This is a genomic window from Nocardioides sp. T5, from assembly GCF_048161455.1.
GTDB lineage: Bacteria > Actinomycetota > Actinomycetes > Propionibacteriales > Nocardioidaceae > Nocardioides.
Genome location: NZ_CP182415.1, coordinates 4,473,804 through 4,498,807 on the forward strand (window position 1 = coordinate 4,473,804; position 25,004 = coordinate 4,498,807).

28 protein-coding genes are annotated in these 25,004 nt (G+C 71.8%); 13 read left to right on the forward strand and 15 right to left on the reverse strand.

The window, feature by feature from the left end:
- The first annotated feature begins 68 nt into the window (after window positions 1-68).
- Window positions 69-752: an alpha/beta fold hydrolase gene (locus ACNKF0_RS21915; RefSeq protein WP_416954871.1), complete on the forward strand. Its 684-nt coding sequence runs from the start codon at window positions 69-71 to the stop codon at window positions 750-752.
- 27 nt (window positions 753-779) lie between these two features.
- Here the strand turns inward: ACNKF0_RS21915 and ACNKF0_RS21920 are convergent, their stop codons facing one another.
- On the reverse strand, window positions 780-1,823 hold the full coding sequence (locus ACNKF0_RS21920; RefSeq protein ID WP_299926968.1) for a serine/threonine-protein kinase: 1,044 nt from the start codon (window positions 1,821-1,823) through the stop codon (window positions 780-782).
- A gap of 169 nt (window positions 1,824-1,992) precedes the next feature.
- On the opposite strand from ACNKF0_RS21920, the gene ACNKF0_RS21925 reads away from it, so the two are divergent.
- From ACNKF0_RS21925 to ACNKF0_RS21945, 5 genes are all read left to right on the forward strand, one after another.
- Window positions 1,993-2,361, forward strand: coding sequence for an ArsR/SmtB family transcription factor (locus ACNKF0_RS21925; protein ID WP_299926971.1), 369 nt, complete (start codon window positions 1,993-1,995; stop codon window positions 2,359-2,361).
- A gap of 25 nt (window positions 2,362-2,386) precedes the next feature.
- Window positions 2,387-2,875, forward strand: coding sequence for an SRPBCC family protein (locus ACNKF0_RS21930; protein WP_416954872.1), 489 nt, complete (start codon window positions 2,387-2,389; stop codon window positions 2,873-2,875).
- 32 nt (window positions 2,876-2,907) lie between these two features.
- A complete protein-coding gene (locus tag ACNKF0_RS21935; protein ID WP_299926977.1) occupies window positions 2,908-3,471 on the forward strand; it encodes a dihydrofolate reductase family protein in 564 nt (187 codons plus the stop codon).
- Window positions 3,472-3,501: 30 nt separating this feature from the next.
- Entirely contained in the window at window positions 3,502-5,340 is a 1,839-nt protein-coding gene (locus ACNKF0_RS21940; protein WP_416954873.1) for a Na+/H+ antiporter, read from the forward strand.
- An 85-nt stretch (window positions 5,341-5,425) separates the two neighbouring features.
- On the forward strand, window positions 5,426-7,087 hold the full coding sequence (locus ACNKF0_RS21945; RefSeq protein ID WP_416954874.1) for an FAD-dependent oxidoreductase: 1,662 nt from the start codon (window positions 5,426-5,428) through the stop codon (window positions 7,085-7,087).
- A 12-nt stretch (window positions 7,088-7,099) separates the two neighbouring features.
- Here the strand turns inward: ACNKF0_RS21945 and ACNKF0_RS21950 are convergent, their stop codons facing one another.
- The gene (locus ACNKF0_RS21950) at window positions 7,100-7,477 is read right to left on the reverse strand and encodes a DUF1304 domain-containing protein (RefSeq protein WP_416954875.1); all 378 of its coding nucleotides are present in this window, start codon (window positions 7,475-7,477) and stop codon (window positions 7,100-7,102) included.
- Between the two features lie 106 nt (window positions 7,478-7,583).
- On the opposite strand from ACNKF0_RS21950, the gene ACNKF0_RS21955 reads away from it, so the two are divergent.
- Entirely contained in the window at window positions 7,584-7,799 is a 216-nt protein-coding gene (locus ACNKF0_RS21955) for a hypothetical protein (protein WP_416954876.1), read from the forward strand.
- A 22-nt stretch (window positions 7,800-7,821) separates the two neighbouring features.
- Here ACNKF0_RS21955 and ACNKF0_RS21960 read toward each other — a convergent pair whose 3' ends face one another.
- Entirely contained in the window at window positions 7,822-8,406 is a 585-nt protein-coding gene (locus ACNKF0_RS21960; protein ID WP_416954877.1) for a DUF664 domain-containing protein, read from the reverse strand.
- 94 nt (window positions 8,407-8,500) lie between these two features.
- On the opposite strand from ACNKF0_RS21960, the gene ACNKF0_RS21965 reads away from it, so the two are divergent.
- Together ACNKF0_RS21965 and ACNKF0_RS21970 are read left to right on the forward strand one after the other, a co-directional pair.
- Entirely contained in the window at window positions 8,501-8,740 is a 240-nt protein-coding gene (locus tag ACNKF0_RS21965; protein WP_299926995.1) for a hypothetical protein, read from the forward strand.
- 9 nt (window positions 8,741-8,749) lie between these two features.
- A complete protein-coding gene (locus tag ACNKF0_RS21970) occupies window positions 8,750-9,064 on the forward strand; it encodes a hypothetical protein (RefSeq protein WP_416954878.1) in 315 nt (104 codons plus the stop codon).
- 21 nt (window positions 9,065-9,085) lie between these two features.
- Here the strand turns inward: ACNKF0_RS21970 and ACNKF0_RS21975 are convergent, their stop codons facing one another.
- Together ACNKF0_RS21975 and ACNKF0_RS21980 are read right to left on the reverse strand one after the other, a co-directional pair.
- Entirely contained in the window at window positions 9,086-9,322 is a 237-nt protein-coding gene (locus ACNKF0_RS21975) for a DUF1059 domain-containing protein (protein WP_416954879.1), read from the reverse strand.
- Between the two features lie 72 nt (window positions 9,323-9,394).
- Window positions 9,395-10,264 (reverse strand): sigma-70 family RNA polymerase sigma factor, encoded by an 870-nt coding sequence (locus ACNKF0_RS21980; protein ID WP_416954880.1) that lies wholly within the window; start codon window positions 10,262-10,264, stop codon window positions 9,395-9,397.
- Between the two features lie 101 nt (window positions 10,265-10,365).
- Here ACNKF0_RS21980 and ACNKF0_RS21985 point away from each other — a divergent pair, with 101 nt between their 5' ends.
- Together ACNKF0_RS21985 and ACNKF0_RS21990 are read left to right on the forward strand one after the other, a co-directional pair.
- The gene (locus ACNKF0_RS21985) at window positions 10,366-11,493 is read left to right on the forward strand and encodes an alpha/beta hydrolase family protein (RefSeq protein WP_416954881.1); all 1,128 of its coding nucleotides are present in this window, start codon (window positions 10,366-10,368) and stop codon (window positions 11,491-11,493) included.
- Between the two features lie 31 nt (window positions 11,494-11,524).
- Complete coding sequence (locus tag ACNKF0_RS21990) at window positions 11,525-12,430, forward strand: phosphatase PAP2 family protein (protein ID WP_416954882.1); 906 nt, start codon at window positions 11,525-11,527, stop codon at window positions 12,428-12,430.
- Here the strand turns inward: ACNKF0_RS21990 and ACNKF0_RS21995 are convergent.
- Window positions 12,393-13,937 carry an alanine/glycine:cation symporter family protein gene (locus ACNKF0_RS21995; protein WP_416954883.1) on the reverse strand — a complete coding sequence of 515 codons (1,545 nt, stop codon included), beginning with the start codon at window positions 13,935-13,937 and terminating at the stop codon, window positions 12,393-12,395. The genes ACNKF0_RS21990 and ACNKF0_RS21995 overlap by 38 nt on opposite strands.
- Window positions 13,938-14,009: 72 nt before the next feature.
- Window positions 14,010-14,606 carry a DinB family protein gene (locus tag ACNKF0_RS22000; RefSeq protein ID WP_416954884.1) on the reverse strand — a complete coding sequence of 199 codons (597 nt, stop codon included), beginning with the start codon at window positions 14,604-14,606 and terminating at the stop codon, window positions 14,010-14,012.
- Window positions 14,607-14,674: 68 nt separating this feature from the next.
- Between ACNKF0_RS22000 and ACNKF0_RS22005 the strand changes: the two genes are divergently transcribed.
- Entirely contained in the window at window positions 14,675-15,121 is a 447-nt protein-coding gene (locus ACNKF0_RS22005; protein ID WP_416954885.1) for an MOSC domain-containing protein, read from the forward strand.
- Between the two features lie 55 nt (window positions 15,122-15,176).
- Here the strand turns inward: ACNKF0_RS22005 and katG are convergent, their stop codons facing one another.
- Entirely contained in the window at window positions 15,177-17,450 is a 2,274-nt protein-coding gene (katG, locus tag ACNKF0_RS22010; RefSeq protein WP_416954886.1) for a catalase/peroxidase HPI, read from the reverse strand.
- Window positions 17,447-17,890 (reverse strand): Fur family transcriptional regulator, encoded by a 444-nt coding sequence (locus tag ACNKF0_RS22015; protein WP_299927023.1) that lies wholly within the window; start codon window positions 17,888-17,890, stop codon window positions 17,447-17,449. The genes katG and ACNKF0_RS22015 overlap by 4 nt, the downstream gene beginning before the upstream one ends.
- A 164-nt stretch (window positions 17,891-18,054) precedes the next feature.
- Between ACNKF0_RS22015 and ACNKF0_RS22020 the strand changes: the two genes are divergently transcribed.
- Window positions 18,055-19,773 carry a BCCT family transporter gene (locus ACNKF0_RS22020; protein ID WP_299927026.1) on the forward strand — a complete coding sequence of 573 codons (1,719 nt, stop codon included), beginning with the start codon at window positions 18,055-18,057 and terminating at the stop codon, window positions 19,771-19,773.
- Between the two features lie 98 nt (window positions 19,774-19,871).
- Here ACNKF0_RS22020 and ACNKF0_RS22025 read toward each other — a convergent pair whose 3' ends face one another.
- The 6 genes from ACNKF0_RS22025 to ACNKF0_RS22050 form a co-directional block, all read right to left on the reverse strand.
- Entirely contained in the window at window positions 19,872-20,918 is a 1,047-nt protein-coding gene (locus tag ACNKF0_RS22025; RefSeq protein WP_416958607.1) for an IS30 family transposase, read from the reverse strand.
- 285 nt (window positions 20,919-21,203) lie between these two features.
- Window positions 21,204-21,758 carry a GNAT family N-acetyltransferase gene (locus tag ACNKF0_RS22030; protein ID WP_416954887.1) on the reverse strand — a complete coding sequence of 185 codons (555 nt, stop codon included), beginning with the start codon at window positions 21,756-21,758 and terminating at the stop codon, window positions 21,204-21,206.
- Between the two features lie 10 nt (window positions 21,759-21,768).
- Window positions 21,769-22,758, reverse strand: coding sequence for an SDR family NAD(P)-dependent oxidoreductase (locus tag ACNKF0_RS22035; protein ID WP_416954888.1), 990 nt, complete (start codon window positions 22,756-22,758; stop codon window positions 21,769-21,771).
- 14 nt (window positions 22,759-22,772) lie between these two features.
- Window positions 22,773-23,642 (reverse strand): aldo/keto reductase, encoded by an 870-nt coding sequence (locus ACNKF0_RS22040; RefSeq protein ID WP_416954889.1) that lies wholly within the window; start codon window positions 23,640-23,642, stop codon window positions 22,773-22,775.
- Between the two features lie 55 nt (window positions 23,643-23,697).
- Window positions 23,698-24,276: a TMEM165/GDT1 family protein gene (locus tag ACNKF0_RS22045; RefSeq protein WP_416954890.1), complete on the reverse strand. Its 579-nt coding sequence runs from the start codon at window positions 24,274-24,276 to the stop codon at window positions 23,698-23,700.
- Between the two features lie 247 nt (window positions 24,277-24,523).
- Window positions 24,524-24,994, reverse strand: coding sequence for a BLUF domain-containing protein (locus ACNKF0_RS22050; protein WP_416954891.1), 471 nt, complete (start codon window positions 24,992-24,994; stop codon window positions 24,524-24,526).
- Between the last annotated feature and the right edge of the window lie 10 nt (window positions 24,995-25,004).

The window sequence follows — 25,004 nt, forward strand, 5'->3', positions numbered from 1 at the left end:
CGTGGAGCGTCCGGAATGGTCCCTAGCGTGAGCAGCGAGGGTCGACGACACCGAACAAGGAGAGATTCATGGACATCGTGCTCATCGCCGGACTCTGGCTCGACGGCTCGGCCTGGGACGACGTGCTGCCCGAGCTGGAGCGGCTCGGCCACCGCGGCATCCCGGTGACGCTGCCCGGGCAGGGTGACGGCGCCACCTCGGCGTCGTACGACGACCAGGCTGGCGCGGTCCTCGCCGCGGTCGACGCGGCCGAGGGGTCGCCGCTCGTGGTCGGGCACTCCGCCGCGTGCACGCTGGCGTGGGTGGCGGCCGACCGGCGCCCCGACGCCGTGAGCGGCGTGGTCCTCATCGCCGGCTTCCCGACGACCGACGGCAACGCCTACGCCGACTTCTTCGACACCGACGGCGACGCGGTGCCGTTCCCCGGCTGGGAGCCCTTCGCCGGACCGGACTCCGACGACATGTCGCCCGAGCTCAAGGCCACGGTGGCGGCGGCCGCACACCCGGTGCCGGTGGGCGTCACGAAGGGGACGGTCCGCTGGACCGACGAGCGCCGCCACGGGGTGCCGTTGACGCTGGTGTGCGCGGAGTTCAGCCCCGCCCAGGCCCAGGAATGGATCGACACCGGCGACGTGCCCGAGCTGTCCGACGCCACGGCGCTGGAGCTCGTCGACATCGACTCCGGGCACTGGCCGATGTTCACCCAGCCGGCGGCGCTGGCCGCCCTGATCGACGAGGCGACGAAGCGCTGACACGGGCAGGGGCCGCGCCCGGGGACCTCAGTCCAGGAGCTCTTCGGGGCCGGCCGCCATCGTCGGCAGGTCGGCGGGTGCACGGTCGACGGGCCTGTCGGCCGGCTTGTCGGCCGCGTCGGCGGGCAGGTCGGCGGGCTGGTCGACCGGCTCGTCGGTGACCGAGACCGCCTCGAGCGGCGTGGACGGCGTCAGCGGCGTGACCGGCAGGACGACGTACCCGCCCGACACGCCGGAGCCGAGGTCCACCTCGACGTCGGCGAGCTCGGCCGGGGCCACGCCCAGCGACACGGCGACGGCCAGCGCGTTGTCGGGCCGGTCCACGGGGTCCTTCTGGAGCAGCGAGGCCACCACGTCGCGCAGGTCCTCGGGGACGTCCTCGCCGAGCGGCGGGGGCGGCTCGTTGACGTGGCACAACGCGGTCGCGATCGGGGTGCCGCGGTCGAACGGGCGCTTGCCGGTGAGCATCTCGTGGGCGACCACGCCGAGGGCATAGAGGTCACTGGCGCCGGTGGCCTGCTGACCGATCGCCTGCTCGGGGCTGATGTAGTTGGGCGTGCCGAGCATCTCGCCGACGCGGGTGTGGCCGATCGCGTCCATGGCGCGGGCGATGCCGAAGTCGGTGAGCTTCACCAGCCCGTCCTCGCGCAGCAGGATGTTGGCCGGCTTGACGTCGCGGTGGACGACACCGGCGTCGTGGGCGGTGCCGAGGGCGAGCGCGGCCTGGCCGAGGATGGACCGCACGGCCTCGGCCTGCATCGCGCCCTGCTCGCGGATGATCGCCGACAGGGGCAGGCCCTGGACGAGCTCCATCACGAGGTAGGTGCGGTGGTCGTCCTCGCCGTAGTCGAAGACGGTCGTGATGTTGGGGTGCAGGAGGCTCGCCGAGTGGAGGGCCTCGTCGCGGAAGCGCTCGGCGAAGATCTCCTCGTTGTCGGGGTCGGCGCGCATGACCTTGACCGCGACGTCGCGCTTGAGCACGTCGTCCAGGCCGCGCCACACGTCCGCCATGCCGCCGGAGGCGATGCGCTCCTGCAGGACGTAGCGGTCCCCGAGACGGAGTCCTTCCACGAGCCTGTGCACCGGGCGTGCCCCACTTCTCTCGAATCAGGCGCGCGACGGCGCACCAGAAACCGACGGTACTCCGACTTACGTCCATTCCTGCCTTTTCCGACCCGGCGCCCACCCACGAGGGTGGAACCATTGACAACGTACAACCATTTAGTTGTACGTTGGTCGCATGACCGACGACGAGGACCGGGCGGACGCCTGGTTCCACGCACTCTCCGACCGCACGCGGCGCGACATCCTGCGGCGCGTGCTGGCCGGCGAGCACTCCGTGTCGGCCCTGGCGCGCAGCTATGACATGAGCTTCGCCGCCGTCCAGAAGCACGTCGCCGTGCTCGAGCGCGCGGGCCTGCTGACCAAGCGTCGTCAGGGTCGCGAGGCCCTGGCGAGCGGCGACGTCGAGGCCGTGCGGTCGGTGGGCGCGATGCTCACCGACCTCGAGGCCCTCTGGCGCGGCCGCATCTCCCGGATGGACGAGCTCTTCGCCGAGCAGACCCGCCAGCAGCAGGACCAGCACCCGACCCGGCACGACCGCCCCTGACCCACGCACAGAACGGACCGAACCCATGCCTGTCACCGACGTTCAGCACGACCTCCACGCCCTCACCCTGACCATCACCGCCGACTTCGCCGCACCCGTCGAGCGCGTGTGGGAGGTGTACGCCGACCCGCGCCAGCTCGAGCGGGTGTGGGGACCTCCCGGCTACCCCGCCACCTTCGTCGACCACGCCCTCGTCCCCGGCGGACGGATGACCTACTACATGACCAGCCCCGAGGGCGAGAAGTACTACGCCTACTGGGAGGTCACTGAGGTCCACGAGCCGAGCCGCTTCGACTTCAAGGACGGCTTCGCCCTCGACGACACCTTCGCCCCCAACACCGACATGCCCGAGTCCGCCAACACCTACCGCTTTGAGCGGACCACCGCAGGCACCCGCGCCACCTTCGTGGGCACCTACGCCAGTGCCGAGGACCTGCAGAAGGTGCTCGACATGGGCGTCGTCGAGGGCTCCAGCCTGGCCATCAACCAGATCGACGACCTGCTCGCCGCCTGACGAGCCGCCCCCACACGGAAGAGAGACCAGAGATGCGACCCCTCGTCGTCACCGAGTTCATCACCGCCGACGGCATCGTCGACTCCCCCGGCGGCGGCGACCACCCCCACGCCGGCTGGACGTTCCGCGACGTCGACTTCGTCGAGGAGGCCTACGACATCAAGGGCCGCGAGATGGCCGACGCCACCGCGCTGCTGCTCGGCCGCCAGTCCTACGACGAGTTCGCCCCGGTCTGGCCGTCGATGGAGGAGTTCGCGACCTACAACGCGATGCCCAAGTACGTCGTCTCGACGACCCTGGCCGGCGACACCGCACCCTGGGGCGAGGGCACCGTCGAGGTGCTGCGGTCCCTCGACGACGTCGCAGCACTGAAGGAGACCGACGGCGGGGAGATCCACGTCCACGGCAGCGCCCGCCTCGCCCAGGGCCTCGCCCGCGCCGGGCTCGTCGACCGCTACCACCTGCTGGTCTTCCCGGTCCTCCTCGGCAGCGGCAAGCGCCTCTTCGCCGAGGGCGACAAGACCGGGCTCCGGCTCGTCGAGCACGCGGCGTACAGCAACGGCATCACGCTCCAGCGTTACGACGTCGTGCGCTAGGACAACCGCTGGCGGTGGGAGACTCACCCGGTGGAACTCGCCCTGCTGCTCGTCTCGATGGCAGCCGTCGTCCTGGCCGCCACCGCCGTCAGCGAACGCCTGCACGTCCCGGCGCCGCTCCTGCTGGTCGTCGTCGGCGCCGCAGCGGCGTACGTCCCGGGGGTGCCGACGATCCACCTCGAGTCCGAGGTCGTCCTGCTGGGGCTGCTGCCACCGCTGCTCTACGCGGCGGCGATCCAGACCTCGCTGGTCGACTTCAACGCCAACCGGGGCGCCATCCTCCGGCTCTCGGTGCTGCTCGTCGTCGTCACGGCCCTGGCGGTGGCCGTCGTCGCCCACTGGCTCGTGCCGAGCCTGGGGTGGGCGGCGGCGATCGCGATCGGGGCGGTCGTCGCACCGCCGGACGCCGTCGCGGCCACCGCGGTGGCCCGGCGCATCGGGCTGCCGAGGCGGGTGGTGACGATCCTCGAGGGCGAGTCGCTGCTCAACGACGCCACCGCCCTCGTCACCCTCCGTACGGCGATCGCCGCGCTCTCGGGTGGCGTCACCCTGGCCGCCGTGGGCGGCGACTTCGTCCTCGCCGCCGGTGGTGGCGTGGCGATCGGCGTCCTCTTCTTCCTCCTCGTCGCCCGGCTGCGCAAGCACGTCACCGACCCGCTGATGGACACCGCGATCTCGTTCCTCACGCCGTTCGCGGCGTTCGTGGCGGCGGAGGAGATCCACGCCTCCGGCGTCATCTCGGTCGTCGTGGCCGGCCTCCTGCTCGGCCACAAGGCGCCGATCATCCAGACCGCGCAGTCGCGCATCACCGAGCGGATCACCTGGCGCACGGTCGCCTTCGTGCTGGAGAACACCGTCTTCCTCCTCATCGGCCTCCAGCTCGACTGGATCCTCGAGGACGTCCAGGCCTCCACCCTCCCCACCAGCCGCATCGTCCTGGTCTGCCTCGCGACCCTGGTGACGGTCGTCGTGGTCCGCCTGGTCTACATGCAGGCCACCGGCTTCCTGCGCCGGCGCGACCCGATCCCGGCGTCGTGGAGCTTCCTCATCGGCTGGGCCGGCATGCGCGGCGTGGTCACCCTCGCCGCAGCGTTCGTCATCCCCGAGGACGCGCCGCACCGCGAGGTGCTGCTGCTCGTCGCCTTCACCGTGGTGGCGGGCACGCTGCTCGTGCAGGGGCTCACGCTGCCGCTGATGACCCGCCTCCTCGGCGTACCCTCCCCCGACCCCGCCGAGGACGCCCTCGCCCGCGCCGGGCTGCTCCAGCAGGCGGCGGACGCCGGCTTCGCCCGGCTCGAGGAGCTGGAGTACGACGACCACCACGGGGTGGTCGACCAGGTGCGGGCCCGCGTCGACCAGCGCACGTTCGCCGCCTGGGAGCAGCTCGCCACCGCGGCCGACGCCGAGACACCGTCGGAGCTCTACGCGCGGATCCGCGGCGAGATGATCGACGCGGAGCGCGACAAGGTGCTCAAGGTGCGCAGCCGGGGCCACGTGCCGTCGGAGGTGGTGAGCCAGGTCCTCGGCATGCTCGACATCGAGGAGTCGATGCTCGACGCCGGCTCGGCGGCGCGCGCCGGCGTACGCACCGGGACCCTGGCCTTCGCCGGCGGACGCACCTGCGACGACCTCGACACCCACCCCGCCGTGGACACACCTCCTCATCCCGCCTGCGCCAGGTGCCTGGCCGACGGCACCCGCTGGGTCTCGCTGCGCCAGTGCCTCACCTGCGGCAACGTCGCGTGCTGCGACTCCTCCGTGGGCCGGCACGCGACCGCCCACTTCCACGACAGCCTGCACCCCGTCGTCGAGTCCGCCGAGCCGGACGAGTCGTGGCGCTGGTGCTACGTGCACAACCTCACCGGCTGACCCCGATATCTGAGGACGGCGTGGACGTCGGACGGGCCCATTTCCGACCGCGGCGTCCTCAGATATCGGCCACTACGCTGGAGGAATGGGAGCGCCTGCGATCGTCATCGCCTCCACCCACCACGCGGCCGAGCTGGGCGAGGCGTTCGCCCGCTACGAGCGCGAGTACGACGTCCGCATGGCCACCGACGAGGCCACCGCCAAGGCCTGCGCCAAGGAGCTGCTCACGACCGGGCACCCGGTGGCGCTCTTCGTCGTCGACAGCGACCACGACCAGGAGAAGCTCTACCAGCTGATCAACGGCACCCGGCAGGCCGTGCCGACCGCCCGCCGGCTGATCGTCACCCACGTCAGCCGCTTCCGCGAGGACAACCAGACCTTCCGCCACGCGGTCGCCGCCGGCAAGGTCGACGCGCTGCTGCTGATGCCGCAGGGACCGCGCGACGAGGAGTTCCACCTGGCCGTCGGCGAGCTGCTCAACGAGTGGAACGCCACGGTCGCAGCGCCGGTGGTCGAGAACGTCCGCATCATCACGCCCGAGAAGGACGCGCTCGCCCGCGACCTGCTCGACTACCTCGCCCGGGTGGGCATGCCCGCCGGCGTGCACCACCCCGACAGCGAGGTCGGGCGCGAGGTGATGGCGAGCTGCCCGGAGGACGAGGGCCGCTGGCCGGTCGTGTCCTCGCTGGCCGGCTGGTGCGGCCACTGCCCCGACGTACGTTCGCTGGCCAACCAGCTCTACGGCCGCCCCGACGACATCGACCTCGACGAGGTGGTCGACCTCGTCGTGGTCGGCGCGGGGCCGGCCGGTCTCGCGGCCAGCGTGTACGCCTCGAGCGAGGGGCTGACCACCGTCTGCCTCGAGGCCGAGGCGATCGGCGGGCAGGCCGGCACCAGCTCGATGATCCGCAACTACCTCGGCTTCCCGCGCGGCATCTCCGGCATGCGGCTGGCCCAGCGCGCCCGCGGACAGGCGCTGCGCTTCGGCACCCGCTTCTTCACCGGCTGGCCGGCCACCGGCATCTCGCAGTGCGAGCACGGCGACCACCACGTCGTGCACACCGACGGCGGCGACGTCCACGCGCGGTCGGTGCTCGTCTCCACCGGCGTCGACTACCGCCGGCTCGGGGTGGAGTCGCTCGAGGAGCTGGTCGGGCGCGGGGTCTACTACGGCGCCGCGATGGCGGCCGCACGTGAGCTCGCCGGCGACCACGTCGTGGTGGTCGGGGGCGGCAACTCCGCCGGCCAGGCCGCGATCCACGCCGCCCGCTTCGCCTCCTCGGTCACCGTCGTGGTGCGCCGGCCCGACCTCACCGCCACCATGTCGTCGTACCTCATCGACGAGATCGAGTGGAACCCCCGCATCACCGTGCGGCCCTGCACCCGCGTGGTCGACGGCGGCCCGGACGACGTCGGGCAGCTCGGCTGGCTCGACATGGAGGACGTCGACACCGGCGCGCGCGAGCGCGTCGAGGCGCGCGGGCTGTTCCTGCTCCTGGGCGCCGCTCCCGAGTGCGGCTGGCTGCCCGACGCGGTGCTGCGCGACGAGCGCGGGTTCGTCCTCACCGGGCGTGACGTCCCGACCGAACGCTGGGTCGACGGCGTGCCGCCGGAGGACCTGGCCACGACGGTGCCGGGGATCTTCGCCGGCGGCGACATCCGCGCCGGGTCGATGAAGCGGGTCGCCTCGGCGACGGGCGAGGGCGCGTCGGTGGTGTCCTCGGTGCACACCTGGCTCGGCCAGTAGGCGGGCGGTCCCCTACAGCTCGAGCAGCAGGAAGAGCACGGCGAGGGCCGGCAGGGTGCCCTGGATGAGCGCCGGACGCAGCATCCTCCGGTCGTGGGTGACGAGCACGACCGCCGCGGCGAGCATCGAACCGGTGCCCGCCAGCGCGAGAGCCGAACCGACCCAGTGCTCCGTCTTCAGCAGCGCCAGGCCGACGAGAGTGATGATCGCCAGGAAGAGGTTGTAGAAGCCCTGGTTGTAGGCCATCGGTCGGGTGATCTCGGCCTCGGACTCCGACGTGCCGAAGGTCCGACGCGTGGCCGGGTGGGTCCAGCGGAACGACTCGAGCACCCAGATGTAGACGTGGAGGAGCGCAGCCAGCAGCGAGAAGCCCACCGTGAAGAACGTCATGCGCGCACCCTAGGCCCGCCTACCCCTGGGAGGGTGGCACTCCGTCGGCCGGCGGCGCAGACTCGCCTCGACCCGGCCACCCGGCCGTGAGATCGAGGGAGGTCCCATGGGACGACTGATCGGCATCCTGCTCGTCATCTGGCTCGCCATCGGCGCGTTCGCCGCGTTCCAGCGCGGCTACTTCGAGGACACCCCGTCCAACTGCTCCGAGGCCGGTGACATCGCGCTCAACATCGTCGCCGGGCCGCTCAACTACACCGGCCTCAACCCGAAGGTCGACTGCTCCGACATCAACGTCGACACCCCGGAGCCCAGCGAGTAGCCCCCTGGTCCGGCCCGACCCGTCAGAGCCAGGCCGGTCGCCAGTCCTCCGGCGGGTCCTCGCCCACCCGGCCGTCGACGGCCTCGCGGAGCAGGTCGGCGTGGCCGGTGTGCCGGCTGTACTCCTCGAGCAGGTCGACCAGCAGGCGGCGCAGGCGCGGGTGGTTGCCGTTGCCGTCGTCGACGTGGGCGAGGAGGTCGAGGCCGCCCTCGGCCAGGGCCACCTCGATCCTGGCGGTGTTGCGCACGATCGCCTCGTCGAAGACGGCGTACGTCTCGGCGGCGCCGAGCTGCTCGGTGGTGAACTCCCACTCGTCGGTGCCGTCGTGGCCGAGCGAGCGCCACGGCTCGACGAGCTCCTCGCCGCGCAGCTTCGTCGTCAGGTAGTAGTCCTCCGCCATCGCGAGGTGGAGGAGCAGCCCACCCAGCGAGAGCGCCGACGACGGGAGCCGGTGGCGCAGGCCCGCCTCGTCGAGGCCGTCGGCCTTCCACCGCAGCGTGGCGCGCATGCGGCCCAGCGCCCCGGTCAGGTGCTCGGCCTCGGTGCCGTCGATCGGGGGCTCCCACGGCGGCGGGACCCAAGGGCCGGACGTCTCGTCAGTGCTCATGGCGTCACGCTAGGCCGGGTTCCGGACGAACAGGTGCCGGAACGCGGCTGAGCGTGCGGGCCATCCGACCGGGCACCCGGCGCCGAACACCCCCGTGCGTGACCTCGACCTCCTGTTCGCCAGCCGCAGCGTCCCCGAGCACCTCGTCCGCGGGGCGGTCGGCCTGCCGTTGCTGGTGGCCGCCTTCGTCCTGGTGGCCTGGTGGGGGCCGCTCGCGCTCCTCCTCGCCGTGCCGGCCGTGGTGCTGCTGCGCGGGTGCCCGGGGTGCTGGGCGATGGGGCTGTCCCAGACCTGCGCCCTGCGGTCGGACGGTCGTCGTACGACCCCTCGCTAGGCTCGTCGCGTGCCCGACCTCTCCCGCGTCCCCACCGCCCCCCTGCTCGCCGGCGGCCTCGTCGGCGGGTTCGCCCTCGCCCAGCGGACCGGCGTCCGTCCCCTCGGCGGGGCCGCGATGCTCGGCGCGAACCTCGTCGCGGCGCGGCAGTGGTACGCCGTCGGCGGGGCGCCGCTGGTCGCCGGCCTCACGGCGGCCTACTGGACCGCGATGGGCGTGTCCCACCCGCTGGCGAAGAAGGTCGGCACCTGGCCGTCCGTCCTCGGCGTGACCGCGGCTGCGTCCGGCGCCGCGTGGGTCCTGTCCGACCGCCGCTCCCGCTGACCGCGCGCCTTCTCTCCTGCCTCAGCCCTCGGGAAGGGCGGCGAAGGCGGCCTTCATGTCGCGGTACCACCCGAGCGACTTCTTCGGGTGCCGCCAGCGGGCCTTCATCTCGTCGCGCGCGGGCTGGTGGGCGGCGTCGCCCTCCTTCTCGGCCTGCTTGAGATGCTGGTCCTGCGCGTTGATCACGTCGTCATGGGTCTCGCCGCGGTGGGCGACGTCGCAGGGGCCGCCGAGCTGGCGGCAGGTCATGGTCTTCATGTCGGTCTCTCCTCCTGGTGTGGCTTCACTTCACTGACGTACGCCGTCGCGCGGGTGTGACCGCACGACGCGTCACCGGACCGAGGGCCCGTCGCGGCGGACGACCCTGGCCAGCACGGACGGCTCGGCGCGGAAGGTGATCGCCCGGACCCGCCCGTCGACGACCTCGAAGTCGAAGACGACGGCGGCCGCGCCCCGGTGGAACCAGGCCGACGCCGGACGGTCGCCCACGAAGACGGCCATCGCCGCCTGCGCACTGCCGTTGAAGAACGCCGCGACCTCGTCGCGCCCCTCGATGGAGGCGGGGGTCCCGGCGAGCACCGCAGCCTCGTCGGCACCGACGACCGCGTCGGGTGCGAGCAGCTGCAGGAGCCGTTCGAGGTCGCCGCCCCGGGCCGCGGCCATGAAGGCGTCGACGACCTCCCAGTCGGCCAGCGCGTCCTCGGGCGCCGGCTGGGCGACCTTGGCCCGGGCACGCGAGGCGAGCTTGCGAGCCGCGACGGGTGAGGTGTCGAGGACCGCGCCGATGGTGGCGAAGTCGAAGCCGAAGCTGTCGTGCAGCACGAAGGCGACGCGCTCACGCGGTGACAGCCGGTCGATGACCGCCTGCAGCGCGATGCCGACCGTGTCGGCCAGCGCGACGTCGTCCGCGGGGTCGGCCACCGGCTCGGACGACGGGTCGAGGGCGGCGTCCTCGAGGTGCGGGTCCTCGACCGGGACGGGCGTCCGGGAACGGAGCCGGTCGAGGCAGAGGCGCGTGGTGACGGTGGTCAGCCAGGCCGCCAGGTTGTCGATCTCGGTGCCGTCGCGGGTGACGGCCCGGTCGAGCCGCAGCCACGCCTGCTGCGCCACGTCCTCCGCCTCGGCATGGTCTCCCAGCACGCGCGTCGCGATGCCGAGCAGCCGGGGACGTTCGGCCTCGAAGGCCTCGGTCCGGTCCATGGGTCCCACCCTTCCGCGTGCAGGTCGTCTCGACCAGTCGACGCACCAGCGGCCGCGGATGTGACCGGAGCCGCTGGGACCGGTGACGCACACTGGAGCGCATGACCGCCCTCCGGCCCCGACCCGCCGGTCCGGTCGCGACCGTCGCCGCGGTCCTCGTGCTGCTCGCTGGCTGCTCGAGCGACGCGGGTGAGGCCGACCTGCCCGGCTCATCAGCAGACCCGAGCAGCCCGAGCAGCCCGACCAGCACCGCCACGGCCGAGCCGGACGAGCCGACCGAGGAGCCCACGGAGCAGCAGACCGCGGAGCCCGAGCCGGCGCACCCGGTGTCGATGGCCGCCCTGGCGCAGGCCGACCTGACCGGCGGCGGCCTGCGGCTGGGCGCGGTGCGCGAGCGCACGTCCGCCTACACGTCGTACGACGTCACCTTCGCCTCGACCACCATGGGGCGCGGCACCGAGCCGCTGCGGATCAGCGGCGTGCTCAACGTGCCGACCGGGCGCGGGCCCCGGAGTGGTCAGGGATGGCCGGCGGTGGTGCTGGCGCACGGCTACATCGACCCGGCCTACTACGTCCGCGGCCAGGGCATGACGCGCGAGCGCGGCTTCCTGGCCCAGCGCGGCTACGTCGCGCTGCACGTCGACTACCGCAACCACGCCGAGTCGACCGACGACCCGCGCATCGAGCAGGCCGTCCGGCTCGGCTACGCAGCCGACACGATCGCCGCGCTCCACGCCCTGCGGGACTCGCGCGACGTACGGGTCGACCCCGAACGCATCGCGCTCTTCGGGCGGTCGATGGGCGGCGGCGTGATGATGAAGGCGCTCGCCGCCGAGCCCGGTCTCTTCGCCGCCGGCGTCGGGTGGGCCTCGGTCTCCAGCCTGGAGGCGGAGAACTTCGCCCAGTTCCAGCGCCCGGACGCCCCACTGGCCGAGCTGGAGGCCGAGTTCCGCGGACGGCACGGGCTGCCGGCCGACGACCCGGAGTTCTGGCGCGGCGTCTCGCCCCGGCCGCTCTTCGGCGAGATCACCGAGCCGGTGCTGATGGTGCACGGCCGCTTCGACGACACCTGCCCGCCCCCGTGGGCGCGTGCCACCCAGCGCGCGATGACGCAGGCCGGGGTCGACGCCACCCTGGAGTGGTACGACGACGGGCACGCGTTCGGCCCGGCGTTCATCGCCGCGATGGACCGCACGGTCCGCTTCCTCGACGCCCGGATGCCCGCCTGAGGCCCCTTCGTCGGCGTGCCACGATGACGGCATGACGACGGAGCGCATCGCCGCGGTGGTGCGCCCCGCCCAGGAGCAGTGGCAACGCTGGCGCAGCACCGCGGCCTGTCTCGGCGTCTGCCTGCTGAGCTGGGTGGCCCTGCTGTGGCTGGGCGACCGCAGCCAGCAGACCCGTCTGGGCCAGGCCCTCGACCAGGTGGGCATGGACGCCGTCGTCGGGGACCGGGCCGCCACCCGCCAGCTGGTCGCCGTGCTCGGCAACGTCTCGCTGGGCTCCGTCGCGCTCGCCGTCGTCCTGCTGATGGCCACGGCCCTGCTGCGCCGGCGCTATGCCGCTGCCGCAGCGGCGGCCACGCTCGTCGTCGGCGCCAACCTGACCACCCAGGCGCTGAAGGCCTGGTCCGAGCGGCCCGACTTCGGCAACCTCACCGTCGCGAGCTACCCGAGCGGCCACGCGACGGTGGTCGTGTCGCTGGTGCTCGCGGCCCTGCTCGTCGTACCGGGTCAGGCGCGCACCACGGTGTCCCTCGTGGGCTCGGCCGCGATCACCGTCACGGCCACCGCGATGCTCGTCGCCAGCTGGCACCGGCCCGCGGACATCGTGGGCGCCGTGCTCGTGTGCCTGGCGTGGGGCACCGCGGTCCTGGTCGTGTGGAGCGTGCTGCGAGGCGGCATGACGGGCGTCGATCCCAGCCGCCCGCACCGCATCTTCGCGACCACCGGCGTCGTGCTCGCCGCCGCCGGCCTCCTCGCGGTCGGCGTACGCCCCGGCGGGGGCTGGTCGGGCTTCCTCGACGCCGGGGTCGTCCTGGCCGGCATCGCCCTCGTCACCGCCCTCGCCGTCACGACGTACGCCCAGCTGTCCGCGCCCCTGGGCGTGGGCGAGGACGGGCCGCCCCTCAGGTCGTGGCGCGCTCCTCGACCGGGACCTCCGTGATCTCGCCCGTACGACGACCCTCCCGGAAGGACCGCAGCTCCTCGCGCACCTTGGGCAGGAGCAGGTAGCAGCCCAGCAGGTTGACGATCGCGCAGACGAAGAGCATCGAGTCGGCGAAGGTGATGACCGAGGTGAAGGTGATGACGCTGCCGATGACGGTGAAGGTGCAGAAGACGACCTTGAAGATCGCCTCGCTGCGCCGGGACCGTCCGAAGAGCTCGGTCCAGGCCTTCATCGTGTAGTAGGACCAGGTGATCAGGGTGGAGAACGCGAAGAGCGCCACCGCGATGGCCAGGATCACCGGGAACTGCGGCAGGAAGGTCTCGAAGGCGCGTGAGGTGACCACGACGCCATCCGGCGTGGGACCGCCGCCGGCGACGACCTCGCGCTGCTCGTCGTAGTAGGCCGAGTCGGCGATGACGATCGTCAGGGCGGTCATGGTGCAGATGACGACGGTGTCGATGAACGGCTCGAGCATCGCCACGAAGCCCTCGCTGACCGGGTGCTTGGTCTTCACCGCCGAGTGGGCGATGGGTGCGGAGCCGACCCCGGCCTCGTTGGAGAAGGCTGCCCGCTGGAAGCCGATGATGAGGACGCCGATGGCGCCGCCGGCGACGCCCTCGGGGTTGAAGGCGCCGGAGATGATCTCGGCGATGGCGGCGGGGACGTTGACGAGGTTGCCGAGGATGACGAGCAGGCAGGTGCCGAGGTAGAGCAGCGCCATCGCGGGGACGAGTCGGGAGGTCACCTGGGCGATGGAGGTGATGCCGCCGATGATCACGGCGCCGACGAGGAACGCCAGCACGAGGCCGAAGATCAGCGCGGAACCCGAGGAGCCGAGGAAGCCGTCCTCACCGCCGGTGACCTCCTGCGCCTGCGCGAAGGTCTGGTTGGCCTGGAACATGTTGCCGCCGACGGCTCCGAAGAGGAACAGCGCGACGGCGAAGATGACGGTGAGGGTGCGGGAGGCGCCGCTGCCGAACCGCTCGAACGCGATCGGGAGGTAGCGGAACGGGCCCCCGGTGACGGTGCCGTCCTCGTGCACCTCGCGGTACTTCACGCCGAGCGTGCACTCGACGAACTTCGTGCACATGCCGAAGAGGCCGGCGATGATCATCCAGAACGTCGCGCCCGGACCACCGATCGTGACCGCCGCGCCGACACCGGCGATGTTGCCCAGCCCGACCGTGCCCGACACCGCCGAGGACAGCGCCTGGAAGTGGGTCACCTCGCCGGGGTCGCTCGCCCGCGAGAACTTCCCGCGCACCAGGTCGAGGCTGGTGCGCCAGGACGTGAACTGGATACCCCTGAAGTAGATCGTGAAGACGATCGCGGCCACCACGAGCCACAGCACGATCAGGGGGAAGGTGACCCCCGCGATCGTCGGCGCGTAGAAGATCACCGAGGCCACCGCCTCGGCGATCGGGTCGAAGGCCGAGTTGATCGCACTCTCGACAGTGGAGATCCACTCCCACTGCGTGGCCAGGACCGTCGCATCCGGGTTCATCCCCAGGATGCAACCAGCGGCCCCGGTCGACCTCAACGACAGAGGTGTGACAGTTCCGTGGCAGTCCTGGCGTCAGGCCGGGAACTCCTCGGCGACGCGCGTCAGCCGGGTGACGTACGCCGGCCAGTCGACGTCGGGCAGGTTGGTGACCTCCGACCGGAGCCCGGCGGCGCCGTCGATGCCCTCGCGCAGGACGTCGGCGTGGCCGGCATGGCGGGTGGTGTCGGCCAGGACGTGCACGAGGATCCGGTGCAGGGTCACCTCCCGCCTCTTCGGCGGCCACCAGGCGACGGCGCCTGAGGCGTCGAACGGGAGGCCGGCGACGGTCACGTCGCTGAACGTCCACACGGATCGGTAGAAGTCGGCGACGTGCTCCGCCGACACGGAGGCCGGCACCCACCAGTCCGCCTGGGGGTCGGCGTCGTAGTCCTGGTCGGACACCACGAGCGGGTGGTCGGGGTCGGGCCACTCGCGCCCGAACGTCGGCCCGAAGTAGCCGATCTCGACGTTGGCGACGTGCCGGACGATGCCCAGCAGGTTGGTGCCAGTCGGGGTGCGCGGCAGCCGCAGGTCGCGCTCGCCGAGCCCGTCGAGCTTCCACAGCAGCGCCTCGCGCGTGCGCTGGAGGTAGTGCAGGAGTGCGTCCTTCGGATCGCTCAGGTCGGCCATCCGACGATCATGCCGCTGGAGCCGGACGGGCGCGACCCGCATTGCGGAGGCGACGTACGGTCGCACCCGTGAGCTCTCGCGTGCACGCCATCCACGTCGCCCCCGGTCGGAAGATCCCGACCAGGCGGGTCGGGTCGGTGGAGGCCGAGGCGGGCGTCGGCCTGGTGGGTGATCGCTACCACGGCGCCCGGCACCGGCACGTGACCGTGCAGGCGCTCGACGACCTGGAGGCCGCGGCCGAGGTGCTCGGCCGCCCCGTCGACCCCGGGCTCACCCGGCGCAACATCACCTTGGACCACGGGCCGATCCCGACGCGACCGGGCGAGCGGATCAGCATCGCCGGCGTCGAGCTCGAGGTGGTGCGCATCGCCGCCCCGTGCCGGCTCCTCGACGACTGGCTCGGCGACGGTGCGATGCAGGCACTCCGCTCACCCCGCGGCGGGACCGTCTTCCGGCTGCTGTCGTCGGGCACGATCCGGGTCGGCGACGAGGCGGCGGTCCCGGACCCGGGCTGACACGCGCAGCGGCCCGGACCCCGCGAGGGAGTCCGGGCCGCTGGTCGAGCAGGGGTCAGCGCAGGTCGAAACGGTCGTTGTCCATGACCTGGGCCCACGCGGCGACGAAGTCGCTGACGAACTTGTCGCCCGCGTCCTCGCTGGCGTAGACCTCGGCGAGCGCCCGCAGCTGGGAGTTGGAGCCCAGCACGAGGTCGACCGCGGTGGCCGTCCACCTCACGTCACCCGAGGCGAGGTCGCGGATCTCGTAGGCGCCCTCGTCGGACTGCGACGCCTTCCACTGCGTGCCCGGGGACAGCAGGTTGGCGAAGAAGTCGTTGGTCAGCGCGCCGGGCCGGTCGGTGAGCACGCCGTGGGCGGTGCCGCCGGCGTTGGCGCCGAGGGCGCGGAGACCGCCGAGCAGGACCGTCATCTGCGGTGCCGAGAGGCCGAGCATGTAGGCCTTCTCGACGAGCAGCTTCTCGGGCTGCAGCTTCTCGCCCTGGCGCAGCCAGTTGCGGAAGCCGTCGGCGCGGGGCTCGAGCCAGCGGAAGGAGTCGACGTCGGTCTCCTCCTGCGAGGCGTCCGTACGACCCGGGGTGAAGGGAACCGTCACGTCGTGACCGGCGTCCTCGGCCGCCTTCTCGATCGCCGCGGCGCCACCGAGGACGATGAGGTCGGCCAGCGAGACCTGCGCACCGCCGGCTGCGTTGAACTCCTGCTGCACGCGCTCGATCGCCGCGAGGGACGTGTCGAGGTCAAGGTCGGCGTGGGCCGCCCAGCTGCGCTGCGGCTCGAGGCGGATGCGTGCGCCGTTGGCGCCGCCGCGGCGGTCGGTGTGGCGGTAGGTCGCGGCGGAGGCCCACGCGAGCCCGACCAGCTGCGACACCGACAGGCCGGAGTCGAGCAGCTTGCCCTTGAGGGACGCGACGTCGGCGTCGCCGATCAGCTCGCCCTCGACGGGCGGGACCGGGTCCTGCCAGAGCTGGGCCTCGGGGACCCAGGGACCGAGCAGGTGCGGGCCGACCGGGCCCATGTCACGGTGCAGCAGCTTGTACCAGGCCTTGGCGAACGCCTTCGCGAACTCGTCCGGGTTCTCCAGGAAGCGACGCGAGATCTTCTCGTACGCCGGGTCCTCGCGCAGCGCGAGGTCGGACGTCAGCATCGTCGGGCGGTGCTTCTTCGACGGGTCGTGCGCGTCGGGGATGATCGCGTCGTCGGTCTTGGCGACCCACTGCTTGGCGCCGGCCGGGCTCTCGGTGAGCTCCCACTCGTAGCCGAACAGGATCTCGAAGTAGCGGTTGCTCCACTGCGTCGGCTTGTCGGTCCAGGTCACCTCGAGGCCGGAGGTGATCGTGTCACCGGCCTTGCCCGAGCCGTACGAGCTGATCCAGCCGAGGCCCTGGTTCTCCAGCGGCGCGCCCTCGGGCTCGGGGCCGATGAGGTCGGCGTCGCCGTTGCCGTGGGTCTTGCCGAAGGTGTGGCCGCCGGCGATGAGGGCGACGGTCTCCTCGTCGTTCATCGCCATCCGGGCGAAGGTCTCGCGGATGTCGCGGGCCGAGGCGACCGGGTCCGGGTTGCCGTTGGGGCCCTCGGGGTTGACGTAGATCAGGCCCATCTGGACGGCGCCGAGGCCGTCGCCGAGCTCGCGCTCGCCGGAGTAGCGCTCGTCGCCGAGCCAGGTGTCCTCGGGACCCCAGAAGATCTCCTCGGGCTCCCACACGTCCTCACGACCGAAGGCGAAGCCGAAGGTCTCGAAGCCCATGTCCTCGAGGGCCACGTTGCCCGCGAGCACCAGCAGGTCGGCCCACGAGATCTTCTGGCCGTACTTTTGCTTCACCGGCCACAGCAGGCGGCGCGCCTTGTCCAGGTTGGCGTTGTCGGGCCAGGAGTTGAGGGGGGCGAAGCGCTGGCCGCCGTCGCCCGCGCCACCGCGGCCGTCGTGCACGCGGTAGGTGCCGGCCGAGTGCCAGCTCATCCGGATCATCAGGCCGCCGTAGTGGCCGAAGTCGGCGGGCCACCAGTCCTGCGAGGTGCGCAGGGTCTGGGCGATGTCGGACTTGAGCGCCTCGACGTCGAGCTTGGCGAACTCGTCGCGATAGCTGAAGTCGGCACCCAGCGGGTTGCCCTTCGGCGAGTGGGCGTGGAGCACCGACAGGTCGAGCTGGTTGGGCCACCAGTCCTGGTTGGTGCGCGGGCGGTGACCCTTCGGGTCCGGCGAGTCGATGACCGGGTTCTCGCTCTCGCTGCCCTGCGCGGTCGCGGAGTCGTGCATGACCGGGCAGCCGGCCTCGGCCTTCCGGTCGACCCCCTGGGGGCTCTCGGGGGTGGTGTCCTGGCTGTCGGTCATGGCGAACCTTTCGTCGGTGGGGCGGGAACGGTGCAGGCGGGGCACAGGCCCCAGTAGGTGACCTCGGCCTCGTCGATGACGAAGCCGTGGGTGTCGGAGGCGTCGAGACAAGGACGTACGCCGACCGCGCAGTCGACGTCGGCGACGACGCCGCACGAGCGGCAGACCACGTGGTGGTGGTTGTCGCCGACGCGCAGCTCGTAGCGGGCCACGGAGCCGGCGGGCTGGATCCGGCGGACCAGCCCCGAGTCGGTGAGCGCGCCGAGGACGTCGTACACCGCCTGGTGGGAGACGGTCGGCTCCTCGGTGCGCACCGCGGCGAGGACGCTGCCGGTGTCGGCGTGCGGCTGACGGCGCACGGCGCGGAGCACGGCGAGACGCGGACGGGTGACCCTCAGGTCAGCCCCGCGAAGCAGGTGCTCGAACTCGCTGTCGTCCATCTCCGCCCACCCTGCCCCCCTTTCTTGAACCAGTCAAGTTTCTTTGTGACAGTTTTGACCACTTCCCCGGGGAGGGACGTCACCCGGGTTTCAGGACGTTGATCTGTGGAATGGTCACCGGGCTCTCGGACCCAGACCGACCGATCCACCAGTGAGGAAGACACGTGTCCAGCTCCCCAGACAGTCCACCGGCGACACCGCGCGAGGCCGAGGTGCCCGTGCAGGCAGGCCTCCGACCCGACTCCGCCATCACCGCGCCCCGGGTGTTCTGGCCTGCCGCTGCCATCATCTCGGTGTTCGTCGTGCTCGCCGTGGCCCTCCCCGAGCGCCTCGGCGACACCCTCACCACGCTCAACGACACGGTCATCGGCGACCTCGGGTGGTTCTACGTCCTCCTGGTCAGCGCGTTCATCGCCTTCTCCCTGTGGGTGGCCTACTCACCCCTGGGCCGGGTGGTGCTGGGCAAGGACGACGAGGAGCCCGAGTTCGGCCTCAAGTCCTGGTTCGCGATGCTCTTCGCGGCCGGCATGGGCATCGGCCTGGTCTTCTGGGGCGTCGCCGAGCCGCTCAACCACTTCGCGTCCCCTCCGCCCGGCACGGCCGACGGCGAGGCCGCGGCCGCCCGCGCCGCGATGGACAGCACCTTCCTGCACTGGGGTCTGCACGCCTGGGGCATCTACGTCGTCGTGGGTCTCTCGATCGCCTACGCCGTGCACCGCAAGGGCCGCCCGGTGTCGATCCGCTGGGCGCTCGAGCCGATCTTCGGCGACCGGGTCAAGGGCACCCTCGGTGACGTCATCGACGTGATCGCCATCGTCGGCACGCTCTTCGGCGTCGCGACCTCGCTCGGCTTCGGCGTCAGCCAGGTCGGCGCGGGCCTCGCCTACCTCGGCGTGGTCGACGAGTCCTCGACCACCCTCAAGGTGCTGCTCATCGTCGGCATCAGCGCCATCGCGATCGTCTCCGTCGCCACCGGCGTCGACAAGGGCATCAAGTGGCTGTCCAACATCAACATGGGCATGGCGGCCGCGCTGCTGGTCGTCGTGGCCATCCTCGGCCCGACCGTCTTCATCCTGGGCGACTTCGTCCAGCAGATCGGCTCCTACCTCCGCAACTTCTTCGAGCTCTCCTTCCGCACGATGAGCTTCCAGGGCGAGGAGGGACGCAGCTGGCTGTCCGGCTGGACCACCTTCTACTGGGGCTGGTGGATGAGCTGGGCGCCGTTCGTCGGCGTGTTCATCGCCCGCATCTCCCGCGGCCGCACCGTGCGTGAGTTCGTCACCGGCGTGCTGCTGGTGCCCACCCTCGTCACCTTCCTGTGGTTCTCGGTGCTGGGCGGGTCCGCCATCTACCGCGAGATGTTCGGCGAGGGTGGCCTGATCGGCGAGGACGGCGCGGTGTCCACCGACGCAGCGCTCTTCCAGTTCCTCGGGGGCCTGCCGGCCTCCGGCCTGCTGAGCGTCGTGGCGATGATCCTGGTCATCGTGTTCTTCGTGACCAGCTCGGACTCCGGGTCGTTCGTGGTCGACATGCTGGCCAGCGGCGGCGACCCCGAGCCGCCGGTGTGGAGCCGCATCTTCTGGGCGGTCATGGAAGGAGTGGTCGCCGCGACCCTCCTGATCGCCGGCGCGGTGACCGGGGGCGACGGGCTCAGCGCCCTCCAGACCATGGCGATCCTGCTGGCGCTCCCGTTCAGCCTCGTGATGATCGGGATGATGGTGGCGACCGGCAAGGCCCTCCTCCACGAGAACTGGCTGATGGAGCGCGCCGAACGCCGGCTGCTCGCTGCCGAGGTCGCCGGCGAGGTCGCCCGCGTCAACGGCAGCACCCCCGGACCGATCCGCGACGATCGCCCGCGGTCGCGGCCGGAGACCAAGGTCTGACGCGGTGCGGCCGGGCGGGGTAGTCCAGTGGGAAGTGGCTGCCCCTCGGCCGCCGGTGGGTAGTCCCGTGGAAAGTGGCTGGGAAACCGGCGGCGAAATCAACCTGCTAGCGCAACACCGTCTGGATCTGTTGGTTTCGACAGTAGGGCGGTGAGGGCTTCGGTGGGGGTGTCCCAGTCCAGACGTTTGCGTGGTCGGTCGTTGAGCTCGTTCGCGACGTAGGCCAAGTAGTCGGGGTGGTATCCGGACAGATCGGTGCCCTTGGGGAAGTACTGGCGCAGGAGCCCGTTGGTGTTCTCGTTCAGGCCGCGCTGCCAAGGTGAAGCGGGGTCGCAGAAGTAGATCTTCACGTCGGTGGCCAAGGTGATCTGGGCGTGGTTGGCCATCTCGATGCCCTGGTCCCAGGTGACGCTGCCCCGCAGCCGATCGGGGAGCTGGGCGAGGGTCTGGATCATCGCTTCTTGGACCTCGATTGCACCGTGGCGTTCGGGCAGGTGCAACAGCATCACGAAGCCCGTGGTCCGCTCGACCAGGGTGCCGATCGCGGACTTGTTCTCCTTGCCGGTGATCAGGTCGCCCTCCCAGTGTCCGGGCACGGCCCGGTCCTCGACCTCGGCGGGACGCTCGCTGATGTTGACCATGTCCTTGATCCGGCCGCGGCGTGCCTCGCCACTGCGGCGGGGTCTGCGGATGGCGCGCCCGGTGCGTAGACACACCGCCAACTCACGCTTGAGAGCGCCGCGGCCCTGGACGTAGATCGACTGGTAGATCGTCTCGTGTGACACCCACATCTCCGGCTGGTCGGGGAACTTCTTACGCAGCCGCCGGGCGATCTGCTCCGGACTGTGCTTGCGGGCCAGTCTGGACTGCACCTCCCGACGCAGTCGCTCGTTGAGCGTCAGCTTCGCCGGGCGGCCCTTGCCGCGAGCCCGACGCTCCGCACCGACCTGTGCCAGGTGCGGGGAGTAGTTCCACGGCATGGAGCGTCGTCTGCCATCGCGGGCCGGGCGGCCGTAGTTCTGGTTGCACAGGTTCCTCGCGATCTCGCGGCTGATCGTCGAGGGCGACCTGCTCAAGGCTCGCGCGATCTCGCGGATCGACTCCTCACGCTCCATCGCGGCATGGATCCACTCACGCTCGAGCATCGACAAGCGTCGGTACGTGGCCGCCCTGCGGCTGGGTAACTGCTTCACACCGCCAGCCTCACGAAACCACCGCCGTGCCGTCGTGACCGGCACACCGACACGCGAGGCAGCCTCCTCCACCGAGCAGCCCGCCGCGATGCACTCCCACAACCCTCGACGTGCCGCCATCAAGTAAGCCATCACAACCTCCTCATGAGAGGTGTTGCGTTAGCCCCTTGAACTCAAGGGCCCGGCAACGACCAGAACCCACTGGACTACCCCCGCCAGCAGCCACAACCCACTGGACTACCCGACGCGGGGCGGCAGGCCGGACCACTCGCGCGCGAGGAGCGCCCAGACCTCCAGGTCCTGGCGCTCCTCACGCACGGGGAACACCTCGCGCAGGGTGCCCTCGTGGGTGAAGCCGAGGCGCTCGGCGACGCGGCGGCTGGCGTGGTTGCCCGGCGCGCAGCGCCACTCGACGCGGTGCAGGCCGCGCTCGACGAACGCCCAGTCGAGCATGGCGGCGACGGCGCGGGTGACGATCCCGCGGCCACGGGCGGACGCGGCGAGGAAGACACCCGCCTCCGCGGTCCGGGAGCGGGCGTTGATGCTCGGGAAGAGCGTGCCGCCGACGAGCTCCCCTTCGACCCAGATGCCGTAGAGCCGGCGGGTGCCCTCGCCGCGCGCCTTGGCGAAGGACTCGATGAAGCCGCGGGCCCCGTCGACGTCCTCGAAGCCCTCCCACGGCAGCCAGTCATAGAAGTCGTCGCCGTGCGCGCGGAACAGCCCGGCCAGCTGCTCGGCGTGCCAGGGCTCGAGGTCGGTCAGGCGGGCGTCGTCGATCTGCAGGCTCAGCACCCGCGACACCCTAGGTGGCCGCGGGTCCGTCCAGCCCGGCCGCGTCCTGCAGCCACGCCCAGGCGCGAGCCCGGTCTGCGTCGCTGGCCCGGGTCGTCGGCAGGAGGTTGGTGGGACGCTCGACCCGGTCGTGCCAGAAGCGACCGGTCGGCGGGGCGGGCTCGACGGCCGTGAGCCAGACGCTGGTGTCGGCGCCCTGCGCGTCGTCACGCAGCACCGGGCGGGTGATCCGGCGGAACGTCGGCAGCGACTCGCGTACGCCGGGGGTGTCGGCCCAGCCCGGGTGCATCGTCGCGACGGTGATCCGGTCGGCGGACCAGCGGTCGGCGAGCAGCGGCGCCATCTCGACCTGCCAGCGCTTGGACCGGGCGTACGACGTCGTCGGTGAGTAGTCGCCGGTGGCGTAGCCGGGGTCATCGGCCCGCAGCGGCTGGCCGTACATCCCGCCGCTGCTGACCAGCACGACCCGCCCACCGGTGGCGCCGGCCGCGAGCGGTCCGCGCAGCGCCTCGGTCATCACCACGGGCCCGACGAGGTGGACCGCCATGCTGAGCTCGAGGCCCTGGGGCGACTCGGTGCGCTCGGGTGGCATCACGCCCGCGTTGTGCACCACCGCGTGGAGGTCCGGCACCTCGGCGGCGAAGCCGGTCGCGAAGCGTCGTACGTCGTCGAGGTCGGCGACGTCGCACCGCCACAACTGCAGCTCGACGCCGGGGTGCGCGGCCCGGATCCGGTCGGCGACCCCGGCCCCCTTGGCCTCGTCGCGCACCAGCATGTGCACCACCGCGCCGAGGCCGGCCAGCCCGTCGACGGTCGCGGCCCCGAGGCCGGAGCTCGCGCCGGTGACCAGCACGTGCCGGCCCTCGAGCGACCGCGGCAGCGGGTCGGCGGGCCAGCCGGGCAGCGCCCGCCGCACCGCCAGGCCGACCGTCGTGTAGCCGAGGACGACCGAGCGGTCGAGGACCGTGTCGACCGCGCGGGTGAGGGCGGGGCGGGCCATGGCGTCCTCCGGGGTCAGCTCGCGTCGAGGCGCGAGATCTCGTCGGCGGTGAGCTCGATGTCCGCCGCGGCGGCCGAGTCGGTGATCGACGAGGGCCGCTTGGCGCCCGGGATCGGGATCACGACCGGCGACTGGGCGAGCTCCCACGCCAGGGCGACCTGCTGGGCGCTCACCCCGCGCTCCTGCGCGATCTCGGCGAAGGCGGGGTGCTTGTCGGCGAGCTCCTTGGCGTCGGACAGGCCGCCGAGCGGGCTCCACGGCAGGAAGGCCAGGCCGAGCTCCTCGCAGACGTCGATCTCGGGCCTGCTCGACCGGAACTTCGGGCTGAACTGGTTCTGCACGCTGACCAGCGCGTCACCGAGGACGGCGTGGGCGTCGCGGATCTGCTGGGGGTCGGCGTTGGAGAGCCCGACGCGGGCGACCTTGCCGCTGTCGGCAATCTCCTTGAGGCTGCCGATCACCTCGTCGTAGGGGACCTTCGGGTCCGGGCGGTGGTGCTGCCAGAGCGCGATCTGCTCCACGCCCAGGCGCTGCAGGCTCGCGTCGACGGCCTCGCGGAGGTGGGCGGCGGAGCTGTCGGTGTCCCAGCCGCCGCCCTCGGTGCGGACGTGGCCGCCCTTGGTGGCCAGCAGGACCCGGTCGCGGACACCGAGCTCGTCGAGGATCGAGGCGATCAGCCGCTCGTTCTCGCCCTGCGCACCGGCGCCCTTCTCGTCGCCGGGGCCGTAGGCGTCGGCGGTGTCGAGGAGCGTGACGCCCGCGTCGAGGGCGGCGGAGACGGTGTCGAGGAGCTGCTGGCGGGGCTGGGTGCCGGTCTGGTCGAAGGTCATCAGGCCGAGCCCGATGGCGCCGACCTGCTGGTTGCCGAGAGTGCGCGTCTGCATGTCCTCGACCCTACGACCGGGTCCGAAGCCCGCCCCCACCTGAGGGTGGGACGCCTCAGAGGCCCCGGACGCCCTGGACCACCAGCAGCAGGCCGAACATGACGAACGCCGCCGTGGCGCCGATCCTGATCGCCTTCTCCGGCAGGTTGCGGCCGAGGAGGGCACCGGCAGCGATGGCGAGCGCGTCGGCGGCCACCATCCCGACGGTCGACCCGATCCAGGTGCCGAACCAGCCCTCGTGGGTGGCGAGGGTGATGGTGGCGAGCATGGTCTTGTCGCCGAGCTCGGCGAGGAAGAAGGCGATGCCGACGGCGAGGACGGCCGCGCCCTGGCTGGTGCGGGCCTTGTCGGCCTCGTCGTCGGTGAGCTCGTCGCCGCGCAGCGTCCAGGCCGCGAAGAACAGGAACGCGAGCCCGGCGGCGATGTTGATCGATGGCTGGTAGTCGCCGAAGGCCTCGCCGATCGCGGCGCCGATGCCGACGGAGGCGAGGTGCACGATGGCCGTGGCGACCGTGATGCCGATGATGACGTCGCGGGCGCGGTAGCGCGTGGCGAACGTCATCGCCATGAGCTGCGACTTGTCGCCGAGCTCGGCGACGAAGATGACGGCGGTGCTGATGAGCAGCGCGTCCATGGGAGCTCCTCTCCGGCCCGGCCGGAGGTGACCCCGGGAGCCGGGACGCGCCTTCGACCAGGCACGTCCGGGTGGGGTCGTGTGAATCTGGTCGAAAGTCTCGTCCGCCACCGTGAGGTGGCCCTGCGCGCCGGACCGGAGAGGTCAGTGTGTCGACACGCCTGTTGGGGACTACTCCCTTTCGCCGGCCAGCCTAGGCGGGACTGCGCGGTGCGACCTCATCGGGCGCGCGTGATCCCGCCCACCCTCAGGCGGTGTTGACCCGGAAGCTCTCGAGGAGCTCGAAGGCCGAGGCGGCGTGGTCGACGAGGTCGTGGCCCACCGACTGCCGTGCGAACTCGTTGAAGTCCTGCAGCTCGACGACCTCACGCTGCGAGACGTTGCGGAAGCCCATCGACCAGGAACCGAACGACCTGCCACCCACGTAGCGACGGTCGACGATGCGTACGGCGCCGTGGCGGTCGTCGACGCGGATCGCGTCGAACACCTCGTAGACGGCCGACGACGTCCCCTCGAGCGTCTGGATGACGTTGCCACCGCTGTAGAGCAGGAGGCCGGTGACGCCGAGGCGCTCGTTCTTGGGGCGGATCTGCTCGATCAGCTCGACGAGCTCGATGACCGACATCAGGTCGGTGACCGAGCTCGTGTAGGTCAGCGTGAGGATCCGCGGGTCGTCACTCGGGTCGTCGCTGCGCATGGTCGGTCCGACCCTAGGCATCCGGGGAGGG

Coding starts and splice junctions, on each gene's coding strand:
- ACNKF0_RS21915 (WP_416954871.1), top strand. CDS start 69: ATGGACATCGTGCTCATCGCCGGACTCTGGCTCGACGGCTCGGCCTGG.
- ACNKF0_RS21925 (WP_299926971.1), top strand. CDS start 1,993: ATGACCGACGACGAGGACCGGGCGGACGCCTGGTTCCACGCACTCTCC.
- ACNKF0_RS21930 (WP_416954872.1), top strand. CDS start 2,387: ATGCCTGTCACCGACGTTCAGCACGACCTCCACGCCCTCACCCTGACC.
- ACNKF0_RS21935 (WP_299926977.1), top strand. CDS start 2,908: ATGCGACCCCTCGTCGTCACCGAGTTCATCACCGCCGACGGCATCGTC.
- ACNKF0_RS21945 (WP_416954874.1), top strand. CDS start 5,426: ATGGGAGCGCCTGCGATCGTCATCGCCTCCACCCACCACGCGGCCGAG.
- ACNKF0_RS21950 (WP_416954875.1), bottom strand. CDS start 7,477: ATGACGTTCTTCACGGTGGGCTTCTCGCTGCTGGCTGCGCTCCTCCAC.
- ACNKF0_RS21955 (WP_416954876.1), top strand. CDS start 7,584: ATGGGACGACTGATCGGCATCCTGCTCGTCATCTGGCTCGCCATCGGC.
- ACNKF0_RS21960 (WP_416954877.1), bottom strand. CDS start 8,406: ATGAGCACTGACGAGACGTCCGGCCCTTGGGTCCCGCCGCCGTGGGAG.
- ACNKF0_RS21975 (WP_416954879.1), bottom strand. CDS start 9,322: ATGAAGACCATGACCTGCCGCCAGCTCGGCGGCCCCTGCGACGTCGCC.
- ACNKF0_RS21980 (WP_416954880.1), bottom strand. CDS start 10,264: ATGGACCGGACCGAGGCCTTCGAGGCCGAACGTCCCCGGCTGCTCGGC.
- ACNKF0_RS21985 (WP_416954881.1), top strand. CDS start 10,366: ATGACCGCCCTCCGGCCCCGACCCGCCGGTCCGGTCGCGACCGTCGCC.
- ACNKF0_RS21990 (WP_416954882.1), top strand. CDS start 11,525: ATGACGACGGAGCGCATCGCCGCGGTGGTGCGCCCCGCCCAGGAGCAG.
- ACNKF0_RS21995 (WP_416954883.1), bottom strand. CDS start 13,937: ATGAACCCGGATGCGACGGTCCTGGCCACGCAGTGGGAGTGGATCTCC.
- ACNKF0_RS22000 (WP_416954884.1), bottom strand. CDS start 14,606: ATGGCCGACCTGAGCGATCCGAAGGACGCACTCCTGCACTACCTCCAG.
- katG (WP_416954886.1), bottom strand. CDS start 17,450: ATGACCGACAGCCAGGACACCACCCCCGAGAGCCCCCAGGGGGTCGAC.
- ACNKF0_RS22015 (WP_299927023.1), bottom strand. CDS start 17,890: ATGGACGACAGCGAGTTCGAGCACCTGCTTCGCGGGGCTGACCTGAGG.
- ACNKF0_RS22025 (WP_416958607.1), bottom strand. CDS start 20,918: ATGCTCGAGCGTGAGTGGATCCATGCCGCGATGGAGCGTGAGGAGTCG.
- ACNKF0_RS22035 (WP_416954888.1), bottom strand. CDS start 22,758: ATGGCCCGCCCCGCCCTCACCCGCGCGGTCGACACGGTCCTCGACCGC.
- ACNKF0_RS22040 (WP_416954889.1), bottom strand. CDS start 23,642: ATGCAGACGCGCACTCTCGGCAACCAGCAGGTCGGCGCCATCGGGCTC.
- ACNKF0_RS22045 (WP_416954890.1), bottom strand. CDS start 24,276: ATGGACGCGCTGCTCATCAGCACCGCCGTCATCTTCGTCGCCGAGCTC.
- ACNKF0_RS22050 (WP_416954891.1), bottom strand. CDS start 24,994: ATGCCTAGGGTCGGACCGACCATGCGCAGCGACGACCCGAGTGACGAC.